The organism is Streptomyces sp. NPDC101776 (assembly GCF_044766845.1).
Lineage (GTDB): Bacteria > Actinomycetota > Actinomycetes > Streptomycetales > Streptomycetaceae > Streptomyces.
Window position 1 is genome coordinate 22,740 of record NZ_JBIWMV010000034.1, and the last position, 22,197, is coordinate 44,936.

Sequence of the window (22,197 nt, forward strand, 5' to 3'; positions counted from 1 at the left end):
GGTGGTGCGGGCCGTCGGGGCGCACCTGCGCCGTGGACGCGCACGGCGTTCCCTCTGATCCGGCAGATGACCGGGCGGCCCGCGACGGAGCTACTACGGAGCCACTTTCGGGAAGTGCATGGTTTTGCTCGTTTCGCGACCATAAAACACTCAATCAAGCGCTGTGGTTTCATGGCGGTGTGCACATCGTTGCGCATCCCCCTGACAGAAAGTTGTGAGACATGGCGGCACCGCAGGCCCGGTGGAGCGCGCTGCTGGAGATGCTGACGCGCGACGGGCGGCTCGAAGTCGAGCCGGCTGCCGCGGAGTTGCGGGTCTCCGCCGCGACGATCAGGCGTGACCTCGACGAGCTGGCCCGCCAGCAGATGGTCACCCGCACGCACGGCGGAGCCGTGATCAACGCGATCGCCTACGACCTGCCGCTGCGCTACAAGGCCGCGCGCAACGCTCCGGAAAAGGAGCGGATCGCGCACGCGGCCGCCGGCCTGGTGAAGGCCGGGGCCGTGGTCGGGTTGAACGGCGGCACCACGACCACCGAGGTGGCGCGGGCTCTGGCCACCCGCGCCGACCTGAGTTCCGGCAGCGCGGAGACAGCGGTCACCGTAGTGACCAACGCCCTGAACATCGCCAACGAACTCGTCGTACGACGCCACGTCAAGCTCGTGGTGACCGGCGGGGTGGCCCGGCCCGCGTCCTACGAGCTGATCGGGCCGCTGGCGACCGACCTGCTCTCGGAAATCGCCCTGGACCATGCCTTCATCGGGGTGGACGCCATCGACGTGGCTTACGGCGCGACCGCCCACCACGAGGGCGAGGCCAGCATCAACCGGGCGCTGGCCCGCCGCGCGCAACAGGTCGTCGCGGTCGCCGACTCCTCCAAGCTGAACCGGCGCGCCTTCGCCCGTATCTGCCCGGTGGAGGACATCGACGTGCTCGTGACCGACAAGGCCGCCTCCGACGAGTTGACCGAGTCGTTCACGGCTGCCGGTGTGGAGGTCATCCGCGCCTGATCCCACACGCCGCTGGCCGGACGGTGGCGGCCGCGATGCGCATCCGGGCGTCATCCCCGGACGCCGCCAGCGGTCAGGCCTGAGACGAGGTGGCGCTCCACGAAGACGAACAGCACCACCACGGGCACGATCGCGACGATCGAAGTGGCGAACAGGTACTGCCACTGCTCGTGGTACGAGGTGACGAAGCCGGGAATCGCCCTGGTCAGGGTCATCCGGTTGCTGGACGAGGTGATGGTGAGCGCCACCACGTACTCGTTCCACGCCCCGATGAAGGTGTAGACGAGCGCGGTCACCACACCGGGCATCGCGAGCGGCAGGACGACACGGGTGAGGGCGCCGAACCGCCCGGTGCCGTCGAGCCAGGCCGCCTCCTCCAGTTCCTTGGGGATGCTCGCGAAGTACGCGCTCAGGATCCACACGCAGAACGGCAGGTTGAACGCCGCGTTCACCAGGATGAGGCCCTCGGCGGTGTCGGTCAGGTCGAGGCTGACCATTTCCCGGTAGATGCCGACCAGCAGCGCGGTCGGCGCGAACATCTGGGTGACGAGTACGAGCAGCAGGAAGGCGCCGCGCCCGCGGAAGCGGTGCCGGGCGGTGTAGTACGCGGCGGGCAGCCCGACGGCCAGGGCGAGCGCGGTGGCCGCCCCCGCGATGTACAGCGAGAACAGCAGTGCGTCCCCGACGTGCGGGTCGGTGAGCGACCAGATGTGCGTGAAGTTCGACCACTGCCATCGGGAGGGCAGATAGGACGGTGGGGACTTCATCAGTTCGGGCGTCGGCTTGAGCGCCGTCAGCAGCATTTCGACGTAGGGCGCGAGAAAGACCAGCGCCACCAGCCATCCGGCGGCGGTGAGCAGAACGGTGCGCAGCTTCATCGGTCCTGGCCGCCTCCTGCGCGGTCCACTTTTGCGGGTGATGACGGCTGTCCGGCTCACGTGGTGTCCTCCTGTCGGCGCACGACACGCAGGTAGACCAGCACCACAGCCAGAACCAGCCCGAAATTGACGACGGCCATGGCGGCCGACTCCCCCACCGACTGGTTGTCGAAGGCCAGTTTGTACAGGTAGGTGGTGGTCGTATCGGTGGCGAAGCCGGGGCCGCCACGCGTCATGGCCCAGATGATGGGGAACGAGTTGAACACGTTGATGACGTTGATGATCGCGGCGACCACCAGTGAGGGCCGCAGCAGCGGCAGGGTGATGCCCAGGTAGCCGCGGACCGGGCCGGCGCCGTCCACCCGTGCCGCCTCGTACACCTCGCCGGGGATGCTCTGCAGGCCGGCCAGCAGGACGAACGAGGTGAACGGCAGGGAGACGAACACCGCCACGCCCATCATCGCGACCAGGGCCTGCCCCGGGTTGGCCAGCCAGTTGACGGGCGCGTCCAGCACGCCGAGGTCCATGAGCAGCCGGTTGACCACGCCGTAGAAGTCGTTGAGCATCCAGCGCCAGATGAGCGCCGTCATCAGCACGGACGAGGCCCAGGGCACGATCATCGCCCACCGCACCAGCCGGCGCCCGGGGAACCGGGAGTTCAGCAGTTGGGCCAGGCCGAGAGAGACCACGACCGTGACGGTGACGACCCCGACGACCCACACGAGGGTGCGTAGCAGCACTCCGGGCAGGTCGTCCTCGGCGAACAGGTCGGTGTAGTTGCGGAGTCCGGCGAAGCCCTGGGACAGCCCGGTGGAGCTCACCCGCGTCAGTGACGTTCGGGCCATCTCGAAGACCGGCCAGACGACCATGGTCAGGATGAGGAGGGTCGCGGGACCGAGCCACAACAGCGGTTCCAGGGCGCGCCAGGTCCGGCGCGGGCGGCGCGGCGCAGGTGGGGCCGGCGCCACCGGGGCCGATCGTTCGGCCCCGGCGGTGCCCACGGTGACATCGTGTACGGCCACCGAGATCAGTCGCCCTTCTGCGCGGTCTTCTGGATCTCGCCCAGGACCTTCGCCGGGTCGCCGCCCGCAACCGCCGTGCCGATGCGCTGTTTCACGGCGCCGTCGACCGCGGCCCACGCGGGGTCGTCGGCGGGGGCGAACTCGGCGGCGGCGAGGGCGTCGACGAACGGCTTGTAGTAGGCGGTGTTTGGGCTGTCGGAACTGAGCACCGCGCCGGCCGACTTGGTGACCGACAGGAACCCCTCGGTGGAGACGAACTTTGCGGCGTTCTCCTTCTGGTAGAAGAAGTCGAGGAACTTCTTCACGGCCGCCTTGTTCGGCCCGTCACTCTTCTTGAACGCGACGAGGTAGTCCTGCACGCCGAGCGTCTTGTGGGTACTGCCGTCCTTGCTCGGCAGGGCCTCGACGCCGTAGTTCAGCTTCTTGTCGACGGGGTCGATGAAACCCTTCCGCAGGAAGACCGCCCCGTTGAGCATGCCGATCTTGCCCTGGGCGAACTCGTTGAAGACGTCCTTGCGGTTGGTGGCCTCCGGGTTGGGCTGGGTGACCTTCTCCTTCGTCAGTTTCCGCAGATAGGTGAGCGTGTCGACGTTGGCCTGCTGGTCGATCGTCCACTTGCCCGAGGAGTCGGTCCAGCCGCCGCCGTTGTTCATCGCCCAGATCTGGAACTCGGCCTGGGCCTCCTCCGCCCCCAGGGGTAAGCCGAGGCCGATGTAACCGGCCCGCTTGATCTTCTTGGCGTCGGCCTCGACCTCGGCCCAGGTGGACGGCGGCCCGGCGATGCCCGCCTTGGCGAAGATGTCCTTGTTGTAGAAGAACAGGCGTGCGCTGGAGAGGAGCGGAAGGCCGTACTGGGTCCCCTGGTACTGCGCCTGCTGCCGGAACACCGGGAGGAAGTCGGCCAGCACCTTGGGCGAGACGACGTCCTGCGCCTTGTAGACCAGGTCGTCGCGGGCGAAGTCGGAGAACTTGTTGTAGTTGAGGATGTCGGGTTCCTGCTTGGTCTGGACGTACGTCTTGACCTTGGAGTCCATCTGCTCCCAGTCGACGACTTCGAGATTCACCCGGTAACCGGGGTTCGCCGCTTCGAAGTCCTTGATCAGCGCGGTCCAGTAGGCCTGGGTGTCGTCGTCGTACTTGGCGGCGACGAACCTGATCGTTTTGCCGTCGGATCCGCCGCTGTCCGAGGAGCTGCCCTTGCCGCATCCGGTGAGGGCCAGGGCCAGGGACAGTCCCCCGGCGAGGCCCGCGAGGTGCCGTTTCACGGAGTACCCCTCCGCACGCATGGCGTGCTTGGTCAAGCGCGTGCTCGCCTGATGGCGCGCATGCTTGTTTGTTTATGCTCGATTTCTAGTGCTATCAATCATCGAACGACATGATGCTCAACGAAACGCACACGGTGTCAAGGGCCGCCGCATCACGTATCGGTCACGCCGTGCGCCTGAGAGGGAGACTTCGCAATGAGTCGGACCGAGATCGAGATCGCCAGTCAGCCCGAGTGCTGGCAGCGGGCCGTGGCGCTGGCCCGGCGGCCCGACAGCCCCTCCGCCGCCTCGCTGCCCCGGCCCGGCGAGCGGGTGGCCGTCGTCGGCTGCGGCACGTCCTGGTTCATCGCCCAGGCGTACGCGGCGCTGCGGGAGTCGGGCGGCCACGGCGAGACCGACGCCTTCCCCGCCTCCGAGATGCCGGCCGGGCGCGCCTACGACCGGGTGGTCGCGCTGACCCGGTCGGGCACCACGACCGAGGTGCTGCAACTGCTCCGCCGGCTGCGGGGGCACACCCCCACCACCGCGGTGACCGCGGTACCGCGTTCACCGGTGACGGGCCCGGCGGACGCCGTGGTCCTGCTCGACTTCGCCGACGAGACCTCGGTCGTCCAGACCCGGTTCGCCAGCACGGAACTGGTGTTTCTGCGGGCGCATCTGGGCGAGGACCTCGGGCATCTGCCGCGGCAGGGGCGATCGGCGGTGGACGAACCACTGCCGGCCAGGGTGCTCGACGCCGAGCAGTTCACCTTCCTGGGACAGAGCTGGGCGTACGGGATCGCGCAGGAGGCTGCGATGAAGATGCGTGAGGCGGCGGGCGCCTGGACGGAGGCCTATCCGGTGATGGAGTACCGGCACGGCCCGATCAGCGTCACCGGACCCGGCCGGGTGGCCTGGTGGTTCGGGGACCCGGCGGCCCTGCCGGCCGGTCTCGCCGACGACATCGCCCACACCGGCGGGCAGTTGGTGGCCCTCGGCCGGGACCCCCTGTCCGACCTCGTCATGGTGCAGCGGCTGGCCGTCGCCCTCGCCTCGGCCCGCGGAATGGATCCGGACAATCCGCGCCATCTGACCCGTTCCGTGATCCTGGCCTGACCCGGCGGCCCGGGGCCGATCCCGGGGAAGCCACAGAATTTACCTGCCTTTTATGAACGGTTTCCGGGCCCGTCGAGGTCTCCCGGCGACCTCCGGGACCGATCGCCACCAGGGACGAAAGCAGCTCCACGAGGCCCCTCGGAGCGCTTGGAACCCCGCATGTCCCCCTGGTTGACAGGTGGCGGTTCTCGCAAGAGCATGAGCGAAATTGTTTGGATTCTTGCAACTGCGCGCAGAATCAAGCAGATCGCAAGCCTGCCCAGCACCGCGTCTGCTCGTGACCGTGCACTCGGCACGCCACCAGCACCAAGCACCGCAGCTCCTGAGCCCTGTCACCGTCCGGTCCGACTGGAGGACACGAGTGCACGCCCGACTGAGCAGTCCCGGCGGCCTGTTGCTCGCTGCCGCCCTGACCGCCGCCATGCTGATGGCGCCCGTCACCGGCTCCGCCATGGCAACGGCCGCCGCCCGCCCCGCCGCCACCATCGACGGCCCGAAGGTGGCCCGCACCGCGCACGCCGTCACGGTCTCCGTGCCGGCCTCCGCCGGCGCCCCCGGCTACACGCTCGACGTGGCCACCGACGAACTCGCCCTGACCACGCGCCGCGCCGGGAAGACCGTGCTCGCCACGGCCTCAGGCGACACCGGCGCCCTGCGCTTCACCGGCGCCGACGGCGCCTGGCAGCACGCGACCGGCGTCACCGGCTGGACGTGGCGCAACGGCGTCCTGACCGTCACCGCCGACAGCACGCTCGCCGGCGCCACGGTCGAGGCCCGGATCACCCCAGGCGCCGACCGCTACCAGCTCGACTGGGACGTCCACGGCGGCGGACCCAAGCAGTTAGGCCTCGCCTACGACCTGGCGTCGGCCGGCCACTGGTACGGCCACGGCGAGGCGGAGACCCCGCAGGGCGGCCCGGGTGTCGACCAGCCCTGGCCGCTGGACAGCGGTCAGGTGGAACACACCGGCTTCGGGCCGGCCTCCTACCACATGATCGATCCGTTCTGGTACACCTCGGCCTCGACCGGACTGCGGGTCGACACCGGCAACACCATGGACGTGTCCGTCAACAGCGGCAAGGACGGCCTCGGCCGCTTCACCGTCAACGCGGCCGACACCTACAAGGCCACCGTCTTCGTCGAGTCCACCCCGCTGGCGGTCTACCGCGACTACGTCGGCATCGTCGGCAAACCCAGGCAGAGCGACGCCACGTACGAGCAGTACGAGAAGCCGCTGTGGAACTCCTGGGCGCAGTTCTACACCAACGTCGACCAGCGGAAACTCCTCGACTACGCCACCAAGTTGCACGCGGCCGGCCTGGACGGGCACACCATCCAGTTGGACGACAGGTGGGAGTCCGAGTACGGCAACCTCACCTTCGACTCCACCACCTTCCCCGACCCCGAGTCCCTGTCGGAGAAGATCCACGCCATGGGGTTCGACTTCGGCATCTGGGTCACCCTGTGGATCAACCTCGACTCCGACAACTACCAGTACGCCGCCGACCACGGCTATCTCCTCATGGACGCCTCCGACACCACCAAGCCCTGCGACGTGACCTGGTGGAACGGCAACGCCGGGATCATCGACCTCGCCAACCCGGCGGCCAAGGCCTGGTACGAGGGCAACCTGAAGAAGCTCATGGGCGACTACGGCATCGACGGACTGAAGTTCGACACCCGCTTCTTCGACGAGAAGTGCGCGCCGCGCGACGGCTATCAGGCCACCGACTACCAGAAGCTCGGCACCCAACTGGCCGACGCGTACGACCTCCAGGGCGCCGGCATCCGGGTCCACTGGAACTCCACGGCCCACGAGGCCGGTTTCGTCACCCGCCAGGTCGACAAGGGAACCGGCTGGAACTCCCTGAAGGCGTCGGTCAGCCAGAACCTGGCCATCTCCACGATCGGCTACCCGTTCGTCGAGTCCGACATGATCGGCGGTTCCGGCGGACAGGCCGCGCCCAGCAAGGACGTCCTGATCCGGTGGGCGCAGTCGGCGTCCCTGATGCCGCTGATGTACTCCTCCACCTCACCGGTGGAGACGAACGACGTCACCACCGGCCAGAAGGTGACGTACGACCAGCAGACCATCGACCTGTACCGGGCGGCGATCAAGGCGCACGAACGCCTGGCGCCCTACATCTGGGACCAGGTCCAGGCGACCCTGAAGACCGGCGACCCGATCATGCGTCCGCTGTTCTTCGACTTCCCGAAGGACCAGGCGAGTTACACGGTCGCGGACGAGTGGATGCTGGGTCCCGCGGTGCTGGCCGCGCCCAAGCTCGGCTCCGGCGCCACCCGCACGGTGTACCTGCCGTCCGGCGCCTGGTACGACGTCAACCAGGGCACCGTCATCCACGGCCCGGCGACCCTCAAGGGCTACGCCGCGCCGCTCGGGGTGACGCCCACGTTCGTGAAACTCGGCGCCAAGGGCGCCCTCAAGGCGATCCGGGCACTGAGGCGCGACGACGTGCCGGCCGCGTCCGTCCTGATCGGTCCCGACGCGCCGAGCACCGGTTCCGGTGAGCCCTTCCAGGTGACCACCACGGCCACGAACTGGGGCACCCGAGCCATCAGCGGCGTCCGTACCTCGCTCGGCCTGCCCGACGGCTGGACCGCGCGGGCCACCACCGCCACGACCGCGCGTTCCCTGGCGCCCGGCGCCGCGTACACCACCAGTTGGACGGTCACCCCGGCCGCCGACGCCGCATGGGGCGGCCACGGCCTCACGGGCACGGTGACCTACCGGACCTCCGCCGGGAAGACCACCAGCGTCGACGACACCGTGCAGGCCACGGTGGAAGCGACCCCCGGCAGCGTCCAGGACCCCTACCGGACGACGCAGACCACCGACGCCCAGTACGCCCAGGCAGGCGACCAGTTCGCCATCTGGGCGGGCGGGCAGGACATGTCCGGCTGGAAGGACGAGAAGGGCGCCGTCTACCTGCACGGCGTGGCCGGCGAACAGTCCACCGTCCAGGCGCAGTTGGTCTCCCAGAGCGGCCTGAGCCCGGCGGCCAAGGCCGGTGTGGCGATCGCCAACGACCTCACCGACCCGGCGAAGGGCGGCTACGCGGTCCTGGCCATGACCAAGAGCTACGGGCTCGAGTTCATGACCGACAGCGACGGCGACGGCGTCCTCGATACATGGGCGGGCGGCGGCGCGACGTACTACCCGGCCCATCTGCGACTGGTCCGCGACGGCACCAAGTACACCGCTTACACGAGCAGGGACGGCGAGACCTGGACGACGGTCGGCACGGCGCAGGTGCCGTCGGCCACCGGACGTGAGGACGCGGGTCTGGTCGCCAGCGCCGTCAACGCGAACTTCCCGGGCGACACCACCGAGGCCGTCTTCAAGGCCTTCACCGTCACCTCCTGAGCCCGGCCACTTCCTGAGGCCCGCCAATTCCTGAGCCCGCCCGGCCTTCCGCCCAGTCCAGCACGAGCCCGAGAGGGGCCCGGACCATGTCACGCGTTCCCACGGCCGTCGCCGCCTTTGTCGCCGGTGTTGTCATAGCCGCGACAACGACGGCGATCGCCGGCACCGGCACCGGCACCGGCAGATCCATCCCCGACGTCAACAACAAAGCGACGACCACCTGGCTGACCGTCAAAGTCGCCGACGCCATGGGAACCAGGGACACGATCACCTGGGTCCCCACAGGATCCTTCGCCTCCTCCGCCGAGGTGCGCGTCCCCCGCTACCCGACCACCGCCATCCAGGGCAAGGACACCAAAGACCTGTCCCTGTCCGCCGTCCGCAACGAGCAGGTCTCCGCACAGCTCGCCATCGCCTCCGGGCACGACCTGCACGACGTGAAGGCGAACGTCGGCGACCTCACCGGGCCCGGCGGGGCGCGGATCTCCGGCGCGGGCACGCAGATCCGGTTCGTGAAGTACGTGCCCGTGCAGCGCTCCAAGACCGAGATGGACTGGTCGGCCACCATCGACCAGGTCGGCTCCGCGACCGAGATCTCCGGCGACCGGGACCCGGACGTCGTCGGCGACGCGCTGCAGGAGGGCTCCTCGGTCGACGTACCCGCCTACGCCGCGCAGCCCCTGTGGTTCACCTTCCACATCCCGAAGACCGCCGCCGCGGGCACCTACACCGGCACGGTCAAGGTGACCGCCGCCGACGGCACCAAGGTCACCTACCCGCTCTCCGTCCAGGTCGCGAACGCCGCCGTACCGGACCCGAAGGACTACAGCTTCTTCCTCGACGTATGGGCACAACCGGAGACGATGGCGCTCAACAGCGGTGTCCAACCCTGGTCGGACAAGCACTGGAAACTGATCGAGGCGTACGACAAGGACCTGGCGAGCCACGGCCAGAAGGTCGTCAACACCACCATCGTGGACAACCCGTGGCACCACCAGTGGTCGCTGGGCACCCGTCAGTCGCAGACGGCCACGCCCTACTCCAGCATGGTCGCGTGGAAGTGGAACGGCAGCCGGTTCTCCTTCGACTTCTCCCGCTGGGACAGATACGTCCGCACCGCGCTGAAGGCAGGACTCGGCCCCGACATCGGGGCGTTCTCCATGCTGGCGTTCCAGGACGGCGAGCACCTCACCTACACCGACACCCGTACCGGGAAGAGCGTCTACGAGAACGTCGACCTGGGCGGCACCCGGTGGCGTGAGGCGTGGGGAACCTTCCTGCCCGCCTTCGTCGCGCACCTGCAGCGCAAGGGCTGGCTGGACCGTACCTACCTGTCCTTCGACGAGCGGCCGGTGAACACCATGACGGTCGTCAAGGACTTCGTCCACGAGGTCGCGCCGGAATTCGACCGGCGCATCTCGGTCGCCGGCTCGGCCGGCACGGCAGACCTCGCCTCCGACCTCTCCGTCAGCTGGGACACCATCGACCAGATGACGGCCGCGAAGGCCCAGGAGCGCCGCGCCCAGGGCAAGGTCACCACCTTCTACGTGTACGGCACCCCGGCCCACCCCAACACGCTGTCCTACTCCCCCGCCGTCGAGGCCAGGATGCTGCCGTGGATCTCAGCCCAGCGCCACCTGGACGGCTTCCTGCGCTGGTCGTACAACAGCTGGACGTCCGCCCCCTTCACCGACCCGACCTACATCTTCACCCAGGGCGACGAGTACCTCGTCTATCCCGGCAGGAACGGCCCGATGTCCAGCATCCGCTGGGAGCAACTGAAGGAGGGCATCGAGGACTTCGAGCTGATCAACGAACTGCGCGAGAAGTCCGGCGGCACCACCGACAGCGACGCCCTGACCCAGGCCCTCGGCACGGCGACGCGCGATCTCGACGGCCGCACGAAGGACGTCAGCGACATCGAGACCGCGCGTGCCACCGTAGTGAAGGCGCTGACCTCTTGAAGAAGACCTGGCTCTCTCTGCTCACGGCCGTACTGCTGGCCGCCTGCTGCCTGGCCGCGCCCGCCGTGCAGGCAGCCGCCCCCCGGTCGGCGCCGGTCGCCGCCCCTCAGGCGCACACCGTCACCTACGACCAGTACTCGGTGAAGATCGACGGCAGGCCGCTGTACGTCTGGGGTGCGGAGCTGCACTACTTCCGGCTGCCGAGCCCGGACGCCTGGCGAGACGTACTGCAGAAGATCAAGGCCGCCGGATTCAACTCCGTGTCCCTGTACTTCGACTGGGGCTACCACTCCACGAAGCCCGGCGACTACGACTTCTCCGGCATCCGCAACCTCGACCGGCTCCTGGACGAGGCCGAGCGGGCGGGCCTGTACGTGATCGCCCGTCCCGGGCCGTACATCAACGCGGAGGTGTCCGGCGGCGGCTTCCCCGCGTGGCGCAAGACACACGCGGGCGTGAACCGCACGTCCGACGCGGTGTACCTGAAGGACGTCCGTGAGTGGATGAGCCGGATCAACCCGATCATCGCCCGTCACCAACTCACCCGTGGCACAGGGTCGGTGATCCTGTATCAGGTCGAGAACGAGTACCAGGGCGATGGGCTGGACGCCGACTACATGCAGACCCTCATCGACTGGGCACGCCAGGACGGCATCGACGTCCCGACCTTCGTCAACGACGGTGGCGCCAACAAGAACTGGGTCAGCGGCAAGGGCGCCCCGGACATCTACGGCTTCGACGCCTACCCGCAGGGCTTCGACTGCTCCCACCCCGACACCTGGAAGGACCTGCCCGACTACTCGTACGTCAAGGACTGGAAGCCCCAGTCCCCGCTGATCATCCCGGAGGCGCAGGGGGGTGCCTTCGACCCGTGGGGCGGCTCCGGCTACGACGCCTGCCGCGAGCTCACCGGCACCGACTTCACCCGCGTGTTCACCAAGATGAACATCGCCGCGGGCGTCACGGGCCAGTCCTTCTACATGACGTACGGCGGCACCAACTGGGGCTGGCTCGCCGACCCCAACGCCGTCTACACGTCGTACGACTACGGCGCGCCGATCACCGAGTCACGGCAACTCACCGACAAGTACCAGGAGTTCAAGCGGCTCGGCTACTTCGTCGACGCGGTGAAGCCGCTGGCCCGCACGGACAGGGCCCAGGCGCCGACGCCCAGCGACGACGCCCTGCGGATCGACCGCCGGGTCAACCCGGACGACGGCACCCAGTTCTTCACCGTCCGGCACAGTGACACCAGGGTGAAGGACACCGACACCACCACCCTGTCCCTGTCCGGCAAGGACGGCGACTACCCGCGCGTCCCGCAACGGGGCGCGATCACGATCGCGGGCCGGGACGCCAAACTCCTGGTCGCCGACTATGACTTGGGCCGGCAGCGGCTCGTCTACTCCACCTCCGAGATCATGACCCATGCCCGTGTCGGCGCCGACGACGTGGCACTGCTGTACGGGACGAGGGGCGAGGCGGGAGAGACCGTGCTGCGGTACTCGTCCAAGCCGAAGGTGACCGTCCTGGACGGCAAGGCGGACGTCACCTGGGACGCCGCACGCGGTGACCTGCGACTGAACTACACCCATCAAGGCCTGATCCGCGTACGCGTGGGCGACCTGGTCCTGCTCATCGCGGACGAGCAGGAGACCGCGCACTGGTGGCGCCAGGACACGAGCGCCGGGCTGGTGCTCGTACGCGGCCCGTCCCTCCTGCGCACCGCCCAAGTCGACCACGGCACACTGAAGTTGACCGGTGACTCGACGAAGGCCGCGAAGATCGAGGTCATCGCCGCCGCCACGGACGTGACTTGGAACGGGCGCCGCACGGCCGTCACGTCCGCACCCCGCCCGGTCGAACCACCCGCCCTCACCGACTGGCGCACCCGGGGTGAAAACCCCGAAGCCGCACCGGACTTCGACGACTCGTCGTGGACCACTGCCGACCACCTCGCCGCCACCAACCCCGATCTCGCCGGGTACACGCCCGTCCTCGCCATGGACGAGTACGGCTTCCACCAGGGCGACGTCTGGTACCGGGGCCGCTTCCGCACCACGGGCAGAACGACCGGGGTGACCCTGAACGCGAACACCGGCCCGCACGGCCTGTACGCGGCCTGGCTGAACGGTTACTACCTCGGCAGCAGCGGCGACGGAAGCCACACCTTCGACATCCCCGACGGGGCGCTCGCGGGCGACGGCGACAACGTGCTCTCCGTCCTCGTCGAGAACGCGGGTGACAACGAGGAATGGGGCCACGACTACTCCAAGGAACCACGCGGGCTGCTCTTGGCCGACCTCCTCGGCGCCGACTCCACCGTCACCTGGAAGATCCAGGGCGACCGGGGCGGCGAACAGCCCGTCGACACGGCACGCGGCGGGTACAACAACGGCGGTCTGTACGGCGAGCGTTCGGGCTGGTCGCTGCCCGGCTACCCGGACGCCTCCTGGCCGCGTACGACTCTCTCCGCACAGTCCGCGAAGTCGGGCACCGGCGTGCGCTGGTACCGCACCACGGCCCGACTCGACCTGCCGCGCGGACAGGACACCCCCCTCGCACTCGAACTCACCGACGGGGCGGGCGGCAAGGACTACCGGGCCCAGATCTTCGTGAACGGCTGGCTCATCGGCCGCTATCTCGCCGACACCGGCCCACAGTCCCGGTTCGTCATCCCCAGCGGTCTGCTCGACGCGCACGGCAGCAACACCATCGCCCTCGCCGTCTGGTCCACACGTGCCGGCGCCGGACCGGGCACCGCGCGCCTCGTCGACCTCGGCGCGAGCGCGGGCGGCATCAACATCGGGACGGTGAAGGCACCGTCGTACGACGCGAAGACGTACACGGACGCGCCGGCAGGCGCCCGGATCACCGTCGACGCCGAACCCTTCCTGAGCGCGGGCGCGGCGGCCCGGGCGACCGTCTCCTTCCACGTCCCCGGCAAGACGGCGAGCGACGTGGACCTGTCGCTGAAGGCTCCCGAGGGATGGACGGCGAAGGCGACCGGCCCGACTCACTTCGCCCGGGTCGCACCGGGTGCCACGGTCACCGCCGAGTACACCGTCACTCCGCCCGCCGATCCGGTGCCGTACGCACTGCTGTCGGCGACGGCCGCGTTCCGGCAGGGCGGACGCACCGCGCGGACCACCGGTGAGCGGGCCGTCCAGGTCCCGCCGCCCGCGCCCGCCGGGGACGCGTACGTGAGCGATCTGCCGCTCGTGCGGGCCGTCAACGGCTGGGGCCCGGTCGAGAAGGACACCTCCAACGGCGAGAACGCGGCCGGCGACGGACGACCCCTGAGCATCGGCGGCACCCCCTACACCAAGGGGCTCGGTGTGCACGCCGACAGCCAGGTCCGCGTCTACCTCGGCGGCGTGTGCACCCGGTTCACGGCCACCGTCGGTGTGGACGACGAGGTCGGGGACGGAGGCAGCGTCTCCTTCAAGGTCACCGCGGACGGGCGCGACCTGTTCACCAGCCCGACGTTGCTGGGCTCCGACGGCGGCACCCCGGTCGACGTGGACGTCACCGGCGCCCGATGGCTCGACCTGAGCGTGAACGGCGGCGGTGACATCTCCTCCGACCACTCCGACTGGGCCGGCGCCCACCTGACCTGTACGGGAGGCACCGGATGAGGCCCGTGAAACGCCCGTCTTCCGCACCCCCGAGCCAGGTGCCGACCCACGACGTCACCTACGACCGCTGCTCCGTCACCGTCGACGGCAGACGCGCCCTGCTCCTCGACCGGGCCTACCATCCGTCCGCGCCGGGAAAGTACGACTTCTCCGGCGTCCGCGACGTCGACAAGCTGCTCGGCATGGCCCAGGACGCCGGGCTGTACGTCAGTACGCGACCCGGCCCGGACATCCACGCCGAGGCGGACAGCGGCGGTTTCCCCGGTCGGCTGATGACACAGAAGGGCCGCTCCCGCTCCGCGACCCGCGTCTCGGACGCCGGGGACGGCAACGCCGGCGGCCACGCCGGCCGGGCCGGCGCCGAGCCGACCTGCGGCGGCGGTGTCTGATGCCCGGACACGGACAAGCGGTGCGCCGCGCCTCCGCGACGCTGCTGCTGGCCGCCCCGCTGCTCGGTGCGACCCCCGCGACGGCCGCAGTGTCTGGGCCGATCACCCTCAGCACCCCGGGCTACCAACTGCGCGTCGACACCGACCGGTTGACCCTCACCACGCAACGGGCAGACCGGACCGTCCTGGCCACCGCGCCCGGGGCGTTCCGGTTCCGCATCGGTGCCGACTGGCACATCGTCCGGGAGGTCACCGGCAGTTCCCGCGACGGCGACACCGTGCGCGTCACCGCCGCCACCGATCTGCCGGACGTCACGGTAGAGCTCCGGATCACCCTGCGGTCCGACCGGTACGACGTGACCTGGTCTCTATCTGGTGCCCGGGCCGACGCGCTCAGCACGGCCTACGACCTCGGCAGCGCCGGGCACTGGTACGGACACGGCGAGAACAGCGACCAGACGGTCCAGCCGTGGCCGCTGGACTCCGGTCAGATCGTGGACACTGCGTTCAGCCCGGCGTCGTACCAGGTGGTCTCCCCCTTCTGGTACACCTCCACCGCCACCGGTCTGTGGGCGGACACGGACGACCCGATGGACGTGCGGATCAACTCCGGCGGCAACGGGCTCGGCGAGTTCACCGTCACCGGGCAACGCCCGGCCGCCTCCACCGTGTTCGTCGAGAACACCCCCGAAGAGGTGTACCGCGACCACATCGCACTGGTCGGCAAGCCCGAACGCTCCGACACACCCTACGAGCAGTACGCCACCCCGCTGTGGAACTCCTGGGCCCAGCTCTACGGCGAACAGACCCAGCAGAACGTCCTCACCTGGGCCCGCGCGCTGGCCGGCGCCGGGCTCGGGGGGCACGCGGTGCAGGTCGAGGAGAGCGTGATCGCCGCCGACTTCGGCGCACGCTTCCCCGATCTGCCCGCCCTGTCCGGGCAACTCAGGCGCCTCGGCTTCGACCTCGGCATGTGGACCGGCCTGTACGTGCCCGAGACCGCCGCCGACTTCTCCGAAGCCGCCGACCACGGGTACCTGCTCAAGGACCCGTCCGACCCCACGAAACCGTGCCTGTTCACCTGGTGGAACGGCCGGCAGACCGGGCTGATCGACCTGGCCAACCCGGCCGCGCGCCAGTGGTACACCGACGATCTCAAGGCGCAGACAACCGAGTCGGGCGTCGCCGGGTTCAAGTTCGACACCGCCTTCTTCGACGACCGGTGCGCCCCCTACCCGGGGGCCACCCGCGCCGACTACGTGCGGTACGGCACCGAGCTGGCCGACGAGTTCGACCTGCAGGGCGCCGGGTTACGGGTCGCGTGGAACGCCGCGCAGGCCAAGGGCTTCGCCACCCGCACGGCCGACAAGCCGACCACCTTCGCGGGGCTGCGCGCCGCGGTCTCGGCCAACCTGGCGGTCTCCACGATCGGATACCCCTTCGTCGAGACCGACATGATCGGCGGCTCACTCAGCTACCCGCCGCCCACGAAGGAGGTTCTGGCCCGCTGGGCGCAGGCGGCGTCCCTGATGCCGCTGATGTACGCCTCGACCTCACCCACCGGTGTCCGGGACGCGACGACCGGCCGGTGGGTCGGCTACGACAAGGAGACGGTCGGCCTCTACCGGTCGGCCATCGCCACGCACGAGCGGCTGGCCCCGTACATCTGGGACCAGGTGCGCCGGACGCTGAAGACCGGCGATCCGATCATGCGTCCGCTGTTCTTCGACTTCCCGAAGGACCAGGCGAGTTACACGGTCGCCGACGAGTGGTTGCTCGGGCCGGCCGTACTGGCGGCGCCGAAGCTCGACGAGGGCACCACCCGGGACGTCTTCCTGCCGACCGGAACATGGCGTGACGTCACCAACGGCAAGGTCGTCCACGGCCCCGTGACGCTCAAGGAATACGCGGCCCCGCTCGGAGTGACACCGGCGTTCGTGCACCTCGGGGCCGAGGGCGCCGCCAAGGCGTACCGGGCGCTCGCGCGCCCCGGCGCGAAACGGTAGGGCGCATTTCACCCGGGCTTTCGCCTGCTCCATCGACCTGACCGCCGTCGGCCTCGGCCACGGCTGTTCCTGAGGAGGATCTGTGCTCGGCTTACTTGGACACCGGCGGGGACATCCGCGTGCACACCCGGCTGGGGGCCGAAGGTTCGCCGCCCTGACGGCGGCGGTGGTGGCTGTTGTGGCGGCTCTGCTTCCGGCGGCTCCGGCTGAAGCCGAGGGCCGGCAGCAGGGCTGGACGGGGACTTGGGCGACCGCGCAGCACGCGTCCTACGACCCGGGCACCTCGGAGGTGACCGTGCGGATCCCGGTGCGCGTCAGCGTGGCCGGGACGAGTGTGCGGATCCGGTTGACCAACGAGTTCACCGACCAGCCGGTGACGATCGGGCACGCGACCGTGGGGCGGCGCGCGAGCGGCTCGTCCGTGTCCGGCCCGCGCGATCTGACGTTCGGCGGGAAGCGCGACGTGACGATCCCGGCCGGGGGTCAGGCGGCGAGCGACGGGGTGCGGATTCCCGTGGCCGCCCGCAGCGACCTGGTGGTCAGCCTGTACTTCCCCGGCAGGCTCACCCACATCAGCCAGCACTGGATGGGACTGCAGACCGTCTACTGGACGCCCGACGGCGGCGGTGACCACTCCGGGGATGCCGGTGGGAACGCGTTCACCAGGACCGACTCCACCTTCCCGTTCCTCACGGGTGTCGACGTACGCGGCGGTCCGGCGCGGGGCTCCGTGGTCGCGCTCGGCGATTCCATCACCGACGGCGCCGCCTCCACCTCGGACGCCGACCGGCGCTGGCCCGACTATCTGGCGGCACGGCTGTCGGCCTGTACCACCCCCGCCGGAGTTCTGAACGAGGGCATCAGCGGGAACCGCATCACGGCCGGGACCGACGGAAACCCCTCCGCACTGGAGCGGCTGGAGCGCGATGTGCTGTCCCAGCCGGGCGCCCGGACGGTGATCCTCTTCGAGGGCGTCAACGACCTCAGCTGGGGCGGCGCCACCGGCGACCAGGTGATCGGCGGCATGAAGGAGATCGCGCGCCGGGCCCACGCCCGCGGGCTGCGGGTGATCGGCGCGACCGTGGTGCCGTACCGGGGCTGGGGCGACTACTGGACCGAGGCCAAGGAGGCCGACCGGCAGAAGGTCAACACCTTCGTGCGTGACGGTGGCGTCTTCGACGGTTACGCCGACTTCGACAGGGCGATACGGGATCCGGGCGACCCCACCCGTTACGCCGCCGCGTTCGACTCCGGTGACCATCTGCACCCCAATGACAGCGGGATGAAGGCGTTCGCCGACGCGGTCGACCTCGCCGGCCTCCACGTGGCCCGCGACTGCCCCTCGGCCCGCGTCCGGCTCACCCCGTACCGCCCGGGCCTGCCGGCCGGCCGCGCCACGGAGATCACCGCGACCGTCACCAACTCCGGCAGCAAGGTGGTCACCCGGGTCACCACCGGGCTGCGCCTGCCGCACGGCTGGACCGCCGAAGCAGAGGGGCCCACAAGCACCGACTCCCTTGCCCCCGGCGGGAGTTCCACCGTCACCTGGCGCGTCACCCCGTCCGCCGACGCGCCATGGGGGCCGTACGACATCGGCGTGGGCACCTCCTACCGGCAGGGCAGCCGGACACGCCACGACACCGACAGCGTCAGCGCCGACGTCACGCCCGTTCCGTCCGCCGTCCAGCCTCCGTACCGGACGACCGCCACCACCGACGACGCCCAATACGCCCAGAACAACGGCCAGTTCGCGATCTGGGCGGGCGGTCAGGACCTGGCCGGCTGGAAGGACGAGAAGGCCGCGGTCTACCGGCTGGACGCCGTTCCCGCTGCCGGCAGCCTCACCGTCCGTCTCGTCGGCCAGACCGGCAGCGGGCCCTCCGCCAAGGCCGGGATCGCCGTCGCGAACGACCTGACCGCGCCCGAGAAGGGCGGCTACGCGGTGCTCACCATGTCGCAGTCCTACGGCGTGGAGTTCATGACCGACAGCGACGGCGACGGACACCTCGACACCTGGGCCGGCGGCGGCGCCTCGTACCACCCGGCGTGGCTCCGGCTCACCCGCGACGGCACCGACTACACCGCGTACGCCAGTGCCGACGGCACCACATGGCAGCGGATCGGAGCCTCGACCGTGCCGACCGTCGGCGACGGCAGCCTCGACGCCGGGATGGTCGCCAGCGCCGTCAACCTCGACTTCCCCGGCCAGACCACCACAGCCGTCTTCGACTCTTTCTCGACCACCGACTGAAAGGGCCTCCCGTGAACGTCAGCCGTAGACGCTTTCTGACCACGGCCACTGCTCTCGGCTCGGCAGTGCTCCTGGCCCCGCCCGGCGCCGCCCGGGCGATCGGCGGCGCCATCCCCGACTACCAGGCCACCAAGGCATCCCTCGACACCCATCCCGTGCCCCGCTGGTACAAGGACGCCAAGTTCGGCATCTTCGTCCACTGGGGCGTCTACTCGGTCCCGGCCGGCTCCGCCCGGCAGATGGCCGCCGAGTGGTACCTCTGGTACCAGAGCTTCGACACCGATCCCACCTGGAAGTACCACCGCGACACCTACGGCCAGGACTTCCTCTACGACGACTTCATCCCACAGTTCACGGCCGAGAACTACGATCCGGACGCCTGGGTGCGGCTGTTCGAGCAGGCGGGTGCCGAGTACTTCACGCTGACCAGCAAGCACCACGACGGATTCGCCCTGTGGCCCAGCGAGGTGACGGACCGTCATGCCGGGAAGTACGGCCCCAGGCGCGACCTGGTCGGCGAGCTGATGACGGCCGCCCGCAGACGCGGCACCGTGCGGCCCGGCCTGTACTACTCGCTCGGCGAGTTCTTCAACCCCGCGCTCGGCCGCCCGATGAAGAACTTCTACACCGGTGCGGAGGTCCCGATGACCGGCTACAAGCCGGTCGACGACTACATCGGGGACTACGAACTGAAGCAGCTGTACGAGATCATCGACCGCTACGACCCGGACCTGCTGTGGGCGGACGGCCAGTGGTTCCGGCCCGCCGGCGAACCGCCGTGGCGCAGCGAGGAGCCCATCGCCCACTTCTACAACCAGGCCAAGAACCGCGGAAAGCCGAAGGGTGTCGTGGTCAACGACCGCTTCGACACGCATTTCGACTACGCCACCTACGAACAGCGCACCAACCCCACGATGGACGCCCAGAAGTGGGAGTGCTGCATCACCATGGGCTACTCCTGGGGCTACAACAAGTTCGAGATCGAGGAGGACTACAAGACCTCCGCGTTCCTCGTCCATCTGCTGGCCGACGTCACCAGCAAGAACGGCAACCTGCTGCTCAACATCGGGCCGAAGCCGGACGGCACCATCCCGGACGTCATGCAGCGGCGGCTGCGGGACATCGGCGCCTGGCTGAAGGTCAACGGGCCCGCGATCTACGGCTCGACGCCCTGGCTGCGGGCCGAGGAGGAGGGAAGTCCGCTCGGCATCCGCTACACCGTCAGCCCGGGCAAGTTCAACATCATCGTGCTGGGCGCCCCCAGCGGCACCCTCTCCGTGCCCGCGGACATCCCCCTCTCCGCGACCTCACGGATCCGGCTGCTCGGCCACGACAGACCGCTGAGATGGACGCGTTCCGACGGCAGGGTCCACATCAGCGTCCCGGAGACGCTGCCCAGCGAAATCGCCAACACCTTCACCGTCGACTGGGAGAGGCGATGAGCAGTCTGAACACCCGTACGGACACCCTCGGTCCCACCCTCACCGTCACCACCGAACCCGCCGAACCGGTCGGCGGCGACGACGTCACCGCCACCGCGGTCCTCGTCAACGACTGCCCGTTCCCGCTGCGCGGCGCCGTCCTGTACCTGGTGGACCCGGGCAGCGTGACCGCCCACCGCACCATCCCGCTCGGTGACCTGCGCCGCGGCGCGAAGGTCACCCGCAGCTGGCGTACGTCGATGCCGGCCGACGTCGCCGGGGACATCGCGTTCACCGCGCACGCCCTCTTCGACGTGGACGGACGCAGCGCCGACTGCGCGCGGGCCGCGAAGACCGTAAGCGTGCCCTACGAGCCGAACGGGGTGCGGGACCCGTACCGGACGTTCACCACCGCCGACGGCGCCCAATTCGGCCAGTACGGCAGCCAGTTGGTGATCTGGGCGGGCGGCGCCGACCTGTCCGGCGGCCGTGACGAGAAGGCCGGCATCCTCCTTCCCCGCTCCGCCGCCGCGTCGAGCGTGGTGCAGGTCAAGACGGTCGGCCTCACCGGGAGCGGCAACCCGAGCGCCAAGTACGGGATCGCCGTAGCGAACGACCTGACCGCGCCCGAGAAGGGCGGCTACGCGGTGCTCACCATGTCGCAGTCCTATGGCGTGGAGTTCATGACCGACAGCGACGGCGACGGACACCTCGACACCTGGGCCGGCGGTGGCGCCTCCACCCACCCCGCCTGGCTGCGCCTGGTCCGCGCCGGCACCACCTGCACCGCGTACTCCACCACCGACGGCCTCGCCTGGCACGAGATCGCGAGGGTGACCGTGCCCTCCGCGAGCGGCGCCCTGGACGCCGGCGTGGTGGCGAGCGCCGTGAACCTCAACTACCCCGGCACGACGGTCCGGGCCGTGTTCGACCACTTCACCGTGGAGGAGTCGTGAACGCCCACCGGCCCGAGAGCGCCTATGGCCCCGAGGAGGACTTCCTCCCGCCGCCCGTCTCGCTCACCGTCACCCCGCCCGCACCCGAGCCGGGCGGGTCCGTGACCCTGGCCGCCACCCTCACCAACACCACCGGGATCGCGCTGCGCGGCACCGTGCTGTATCTCGCCGTGGACGACACCGGGGAACCGGCCGACCTGGGCAGGCTCGCGCCCGGACGGTCGGTGACCCGTACCTGGCGGACCCGGCTCGCCGACGACGCCGAGGGCCGGATCGTGTTCACCGCGCACGCCCTCTTCGACGTGCACCGCCACGGCTCCGACTGCACCCGCGCCGGCTCCTCCGTCGTGCTTCCGTACCGCTCGCTTCCCGGGGCCTTCGACAACGCGGGGATCGCCTCCGACGACGCCCTCTCCGTCGCCGACATCGACGGCTCGAACTCCAGTCTGTCCGCCGAGGCGCTGGCGTCGGTGGGACTGACTCCGGGCGCCGAGGTCACCTACGACGGCGTGACCTTCACCTGGCCGAACACGGCACCCGGCAACCTCGACAACGTCGTCTCCACCGGCCAGACCATGCTGCTGTCCGGCTCCGGCTCCCGGCTGTCCTTCCTCGGAACCAGCACCTGGGGCGAGGGCAGGGGCGACGGCAGGGTCGTCTACGCCGACGGCACGGAGCAGGGGTTCTCTGTCGCCGTCCACGACTGGTACGGGACGGGCCCCTCCGCCGCGGTCGTGGTGCCGTACCGCCACATCGCCACCGGCCAGGACGACAACCCCGTCAGCCTGTTCACCTTCGGCGTCGATCTGACGGCCGGCAAGGAGCTGGGCTCCCTGGTCCTGCCCAAGGTCGGCGACGGCCTCCAGCCGGGCGTCCCCGCCCTGCACATCTTCGCCATGTCGATCAACTGAGCTCTG

The 22,197-nt window shown here is 69.8% G+C and carries 14 protein-coding genes; 11 read left to right on the top strand and 3 right to left on the bottom strand.

Annotation, left to right across the window (positions count from 1 at the left end; translation table 11 throughout):
* Positions 1–221: 221 nt before the first annotated feature.
* Entirely contained in the window at positions 222–1,010 is a 789-nt protein-coding gene (locus ACIRRY_RS48990) for a DeoR/GlpR family DNA-binding transcription regulator (RefSeq protein WP_403986716.1), read from the top strand.
* A 50-nt stretch (positions 1,011–1,060) separates the two neighbouring features.
* Here the strand turns inward: ACIRRY_RS48990 and ACIRRY_RS48995 are convergent, their stop codons facing one another.
* From ACIRRY_RS48995 to ACIRRY_RS49005, 3 genes are read right to left on the bottom strand one after another with little or no spacing between them, the layout of a single operon-like run.
* Positions 1,061–1,888, bottom strand: a complete 828-nt coding sequence (locus tag ACIRRY_RS48995; RefSeq protein WP_403986719.1) for a carbohydrate ABC transporter permease — start codon at positions 1,886–1,888, stop codon at positions 1,061–1,063.
* A 56-nt stretch (positions 1,889–1,944) separates the two neighbouring features.
* A complete protein-coding gene (locus ACIRRY_RS49000; RefSeq protein ID WP_403986722.1) occupies positions 1,945–2,889 on the bottom strand; it encodes a carbohydrate ABC transporter permease in 945 nt (314 codons plus the stop codon).
* Between the two features lie 26 nt (positions 2,890–2,915).
* Positions 2,916–4,211, bottom strand: coding sequence for an extracellular solute-binding protein (locus ACIRRY_RS49005; RefSeq protein WP_403986725.1), 1,296 nt, complete (start codon positions 4,209–4,211; stop codon positions 2,916–2,918).
* Positions 4,212–4,370: 159 nt separating this feature from the next.
* Here ACIRRY_RS49005 and ACIRRY_RS49010 point away from each other — a divergent pair, with 159 nt between their 5' ends.
* From ACIRRY_RS49010 to ACIRRY_RS49055, 10 genes are all read left to right on the top strand, one after another.
* On the top strand, positions 4,371–5,270 hold the full coding sequence (locus tag ACIRRY_RS49010; protein WP_403986728.1) for an SIS domain-containing protein: 900 nt from the start codon (positions 4,371–4,373) through the stop codon (positions 5,268–5,270).
* A 421-nt stretch (positions 5,271–5,691) separates the two neighbouring features.
* Positions 5,692–8,655 (top strand): TIM-barrel domain-containing protein, encoded by a 2,964-nt coding sequence (locus ACIRRY_RS49015; RefSeq protein ID WP_403986773.1) that lies wholly within the window; start codon positions 5,692–5,694, stop codon positions 8,653–8,655.
* A gap of 86 nt (positions 8,656–8,741) precedes the next feature.
* Positions 8,742–10,619, top strand: a complete 1,878-nt coding sequence (locus ACIRRY_RS49020) for a glycoside hydrolase domain-containing protein (protein ID WP_403986731.1) — start codon at positions 8,742–8,744, stop codon at positions 10,617–10,619.
* Complete coding sequence (locus ACIRRY_RS49025) at positions 10,616–14,257, top strand: beta-galactosidase (protein WP_403986734.1); 3,642 nt, start codon at positions 10,616–10,618, stop codon at positions 14,255–14,257. The genes ACIRRY_RS49020 and ACIRRY_RS49025 overlap by 4 nt, the downstream gene beginning before the upstream one ends.
* A 5-nt stretch (positions 14,258–14,262) precedes the next feature.
* The gene (locus tag ACIRRY_RS49030) at positions 14,263–14,646 is read left to right on the top strand and encodes a beta-galactosidase (protein ID WP_403986737.1); all 384 of its coding nucleotides are present in this window, start codon (positions 14,263–14,265) and stop codon (positions 14,644–14,646) included.
* Positions 14,646–16,652 carry a glycoside hydrolase family 31 protein gene (locus ACIRRY_RS49035; protein ID WP_403986740.1) on the top strand — a complete coding sequence of 669 codons (2,007 nt, stop codon included), beginning with the start codon at positions 14,646–14,648 and terminating at the stop codon, positions 16,650–16,652. Before ACIRRY_RS49030 ends, ACIRRY_RS49035 begins: the two co-directional genes overlap by 1 nt.
* A 178-nt stretch (positions 16,653–16,830) precedes the next feature.
* A complete protein-coding gene (locus ACIRRY_RS49040) occupies positions 16,831–18,903 on the top strand; it encodes a GDSL-type esterase/lipase family protein (RefSeq protein ID WP_403986743.1) in 2,073 nt (690 codons plus the stop codon).
* Positions 18,904–18,914: 11 nt separating this feature from the next.
* On the top strand, positions 18,915–20,345 hold the full coding sequence (locus ACIRRY_RS49045; RefSeq protein WP_403986746.1) for an alpha-L-fucosidase: 1,431 nt from the start codon (positions 18,915–18,917) through the stop codon (positions 20,343–20,345).
* Positions 20,342–21,280 carry a hypothetical protein gene (locus ACIRRY_RS49050; protein ID WP_403986749.1) on the top strand — a complete coding sequence of 313 codons (939 nt, stop codon included), beginning with the start codon at positions 20,342–20,344 and terminating at the stop codon, positions 21,278–21,280. The genes ACIRRY_RS49045 and ACIRRY_RS49050 overlap by 4 nt, the downstream gene beginning before the upstream one ends.
* Entirely contained in the window at positions 21,277–22,191 is a 915-nt protein-coding gene (locus ACIRRY_RS49055) for a beta-glucosidase (protein WP_403986752.1), read from the top strand. Before ACIRRY_RS49050 ends, ACIRRY_RS49055 begins: the two co-directional genes overlap by 4 nt.
* The last annotated feature ends 6 nt before the right edge of the window (positions 22,192–22,197 follow it).

Bases quoted from the DNA above. Each gene is read 5' to 3' on its own strand.
- ACIRRY_RS48990 (WP_403986716.1), top strand. From the start codon at position 222: ATGGCGGCACCGCAGGCCCGGTGGAGCGCGCTGCTGGAGATGCTGACG.
- ACIRRY_RS48995 (WP_403986719.1), bottom strand. From the start codon at position 1,888: ATGAAGCTGCGCACCGTTCTGCTCACCGCCGCCGGATGGCTGGTGGCG.
- ACIRRY_RS49010 (WP_403986728.1), top strand. From the start codon at position 4,371: ATGAGTCGGACCGAGATCGAGATCGCCAGTCAGCCCGAGTGCTGGCAG.
- ACIRRY_RS49015 (WP_403986773.1), top strand. From the start codon at position 5,692: ATGCTGATGGCGCCCGTCACCGGCTCCGCCATGGCAACGGCCGCCGCC.
- ACIRRY_RS49020 (WP_403986731.1), top strand. From the start codon at position 8,742: ATGTCACGCGTTCCCACGGCCGTCGCCGCCTTTGTCGCCGGTGTTGTC.
- ACIRRY_RS49035 (WP_403986740.1), top strand. From the start codon at position 14,646: ATGCCCGGACACGGACAAGCGGTGCGCCGCGCCTCCGCGACGCTGCTG.
- ACIRRY_RS49050 (WP_403986749.1), top strand. From the start codon at position 20,342: ATGAGCAGTCTGAACACCCGTACGGACACCCTCGGTCCCACCCTCACC.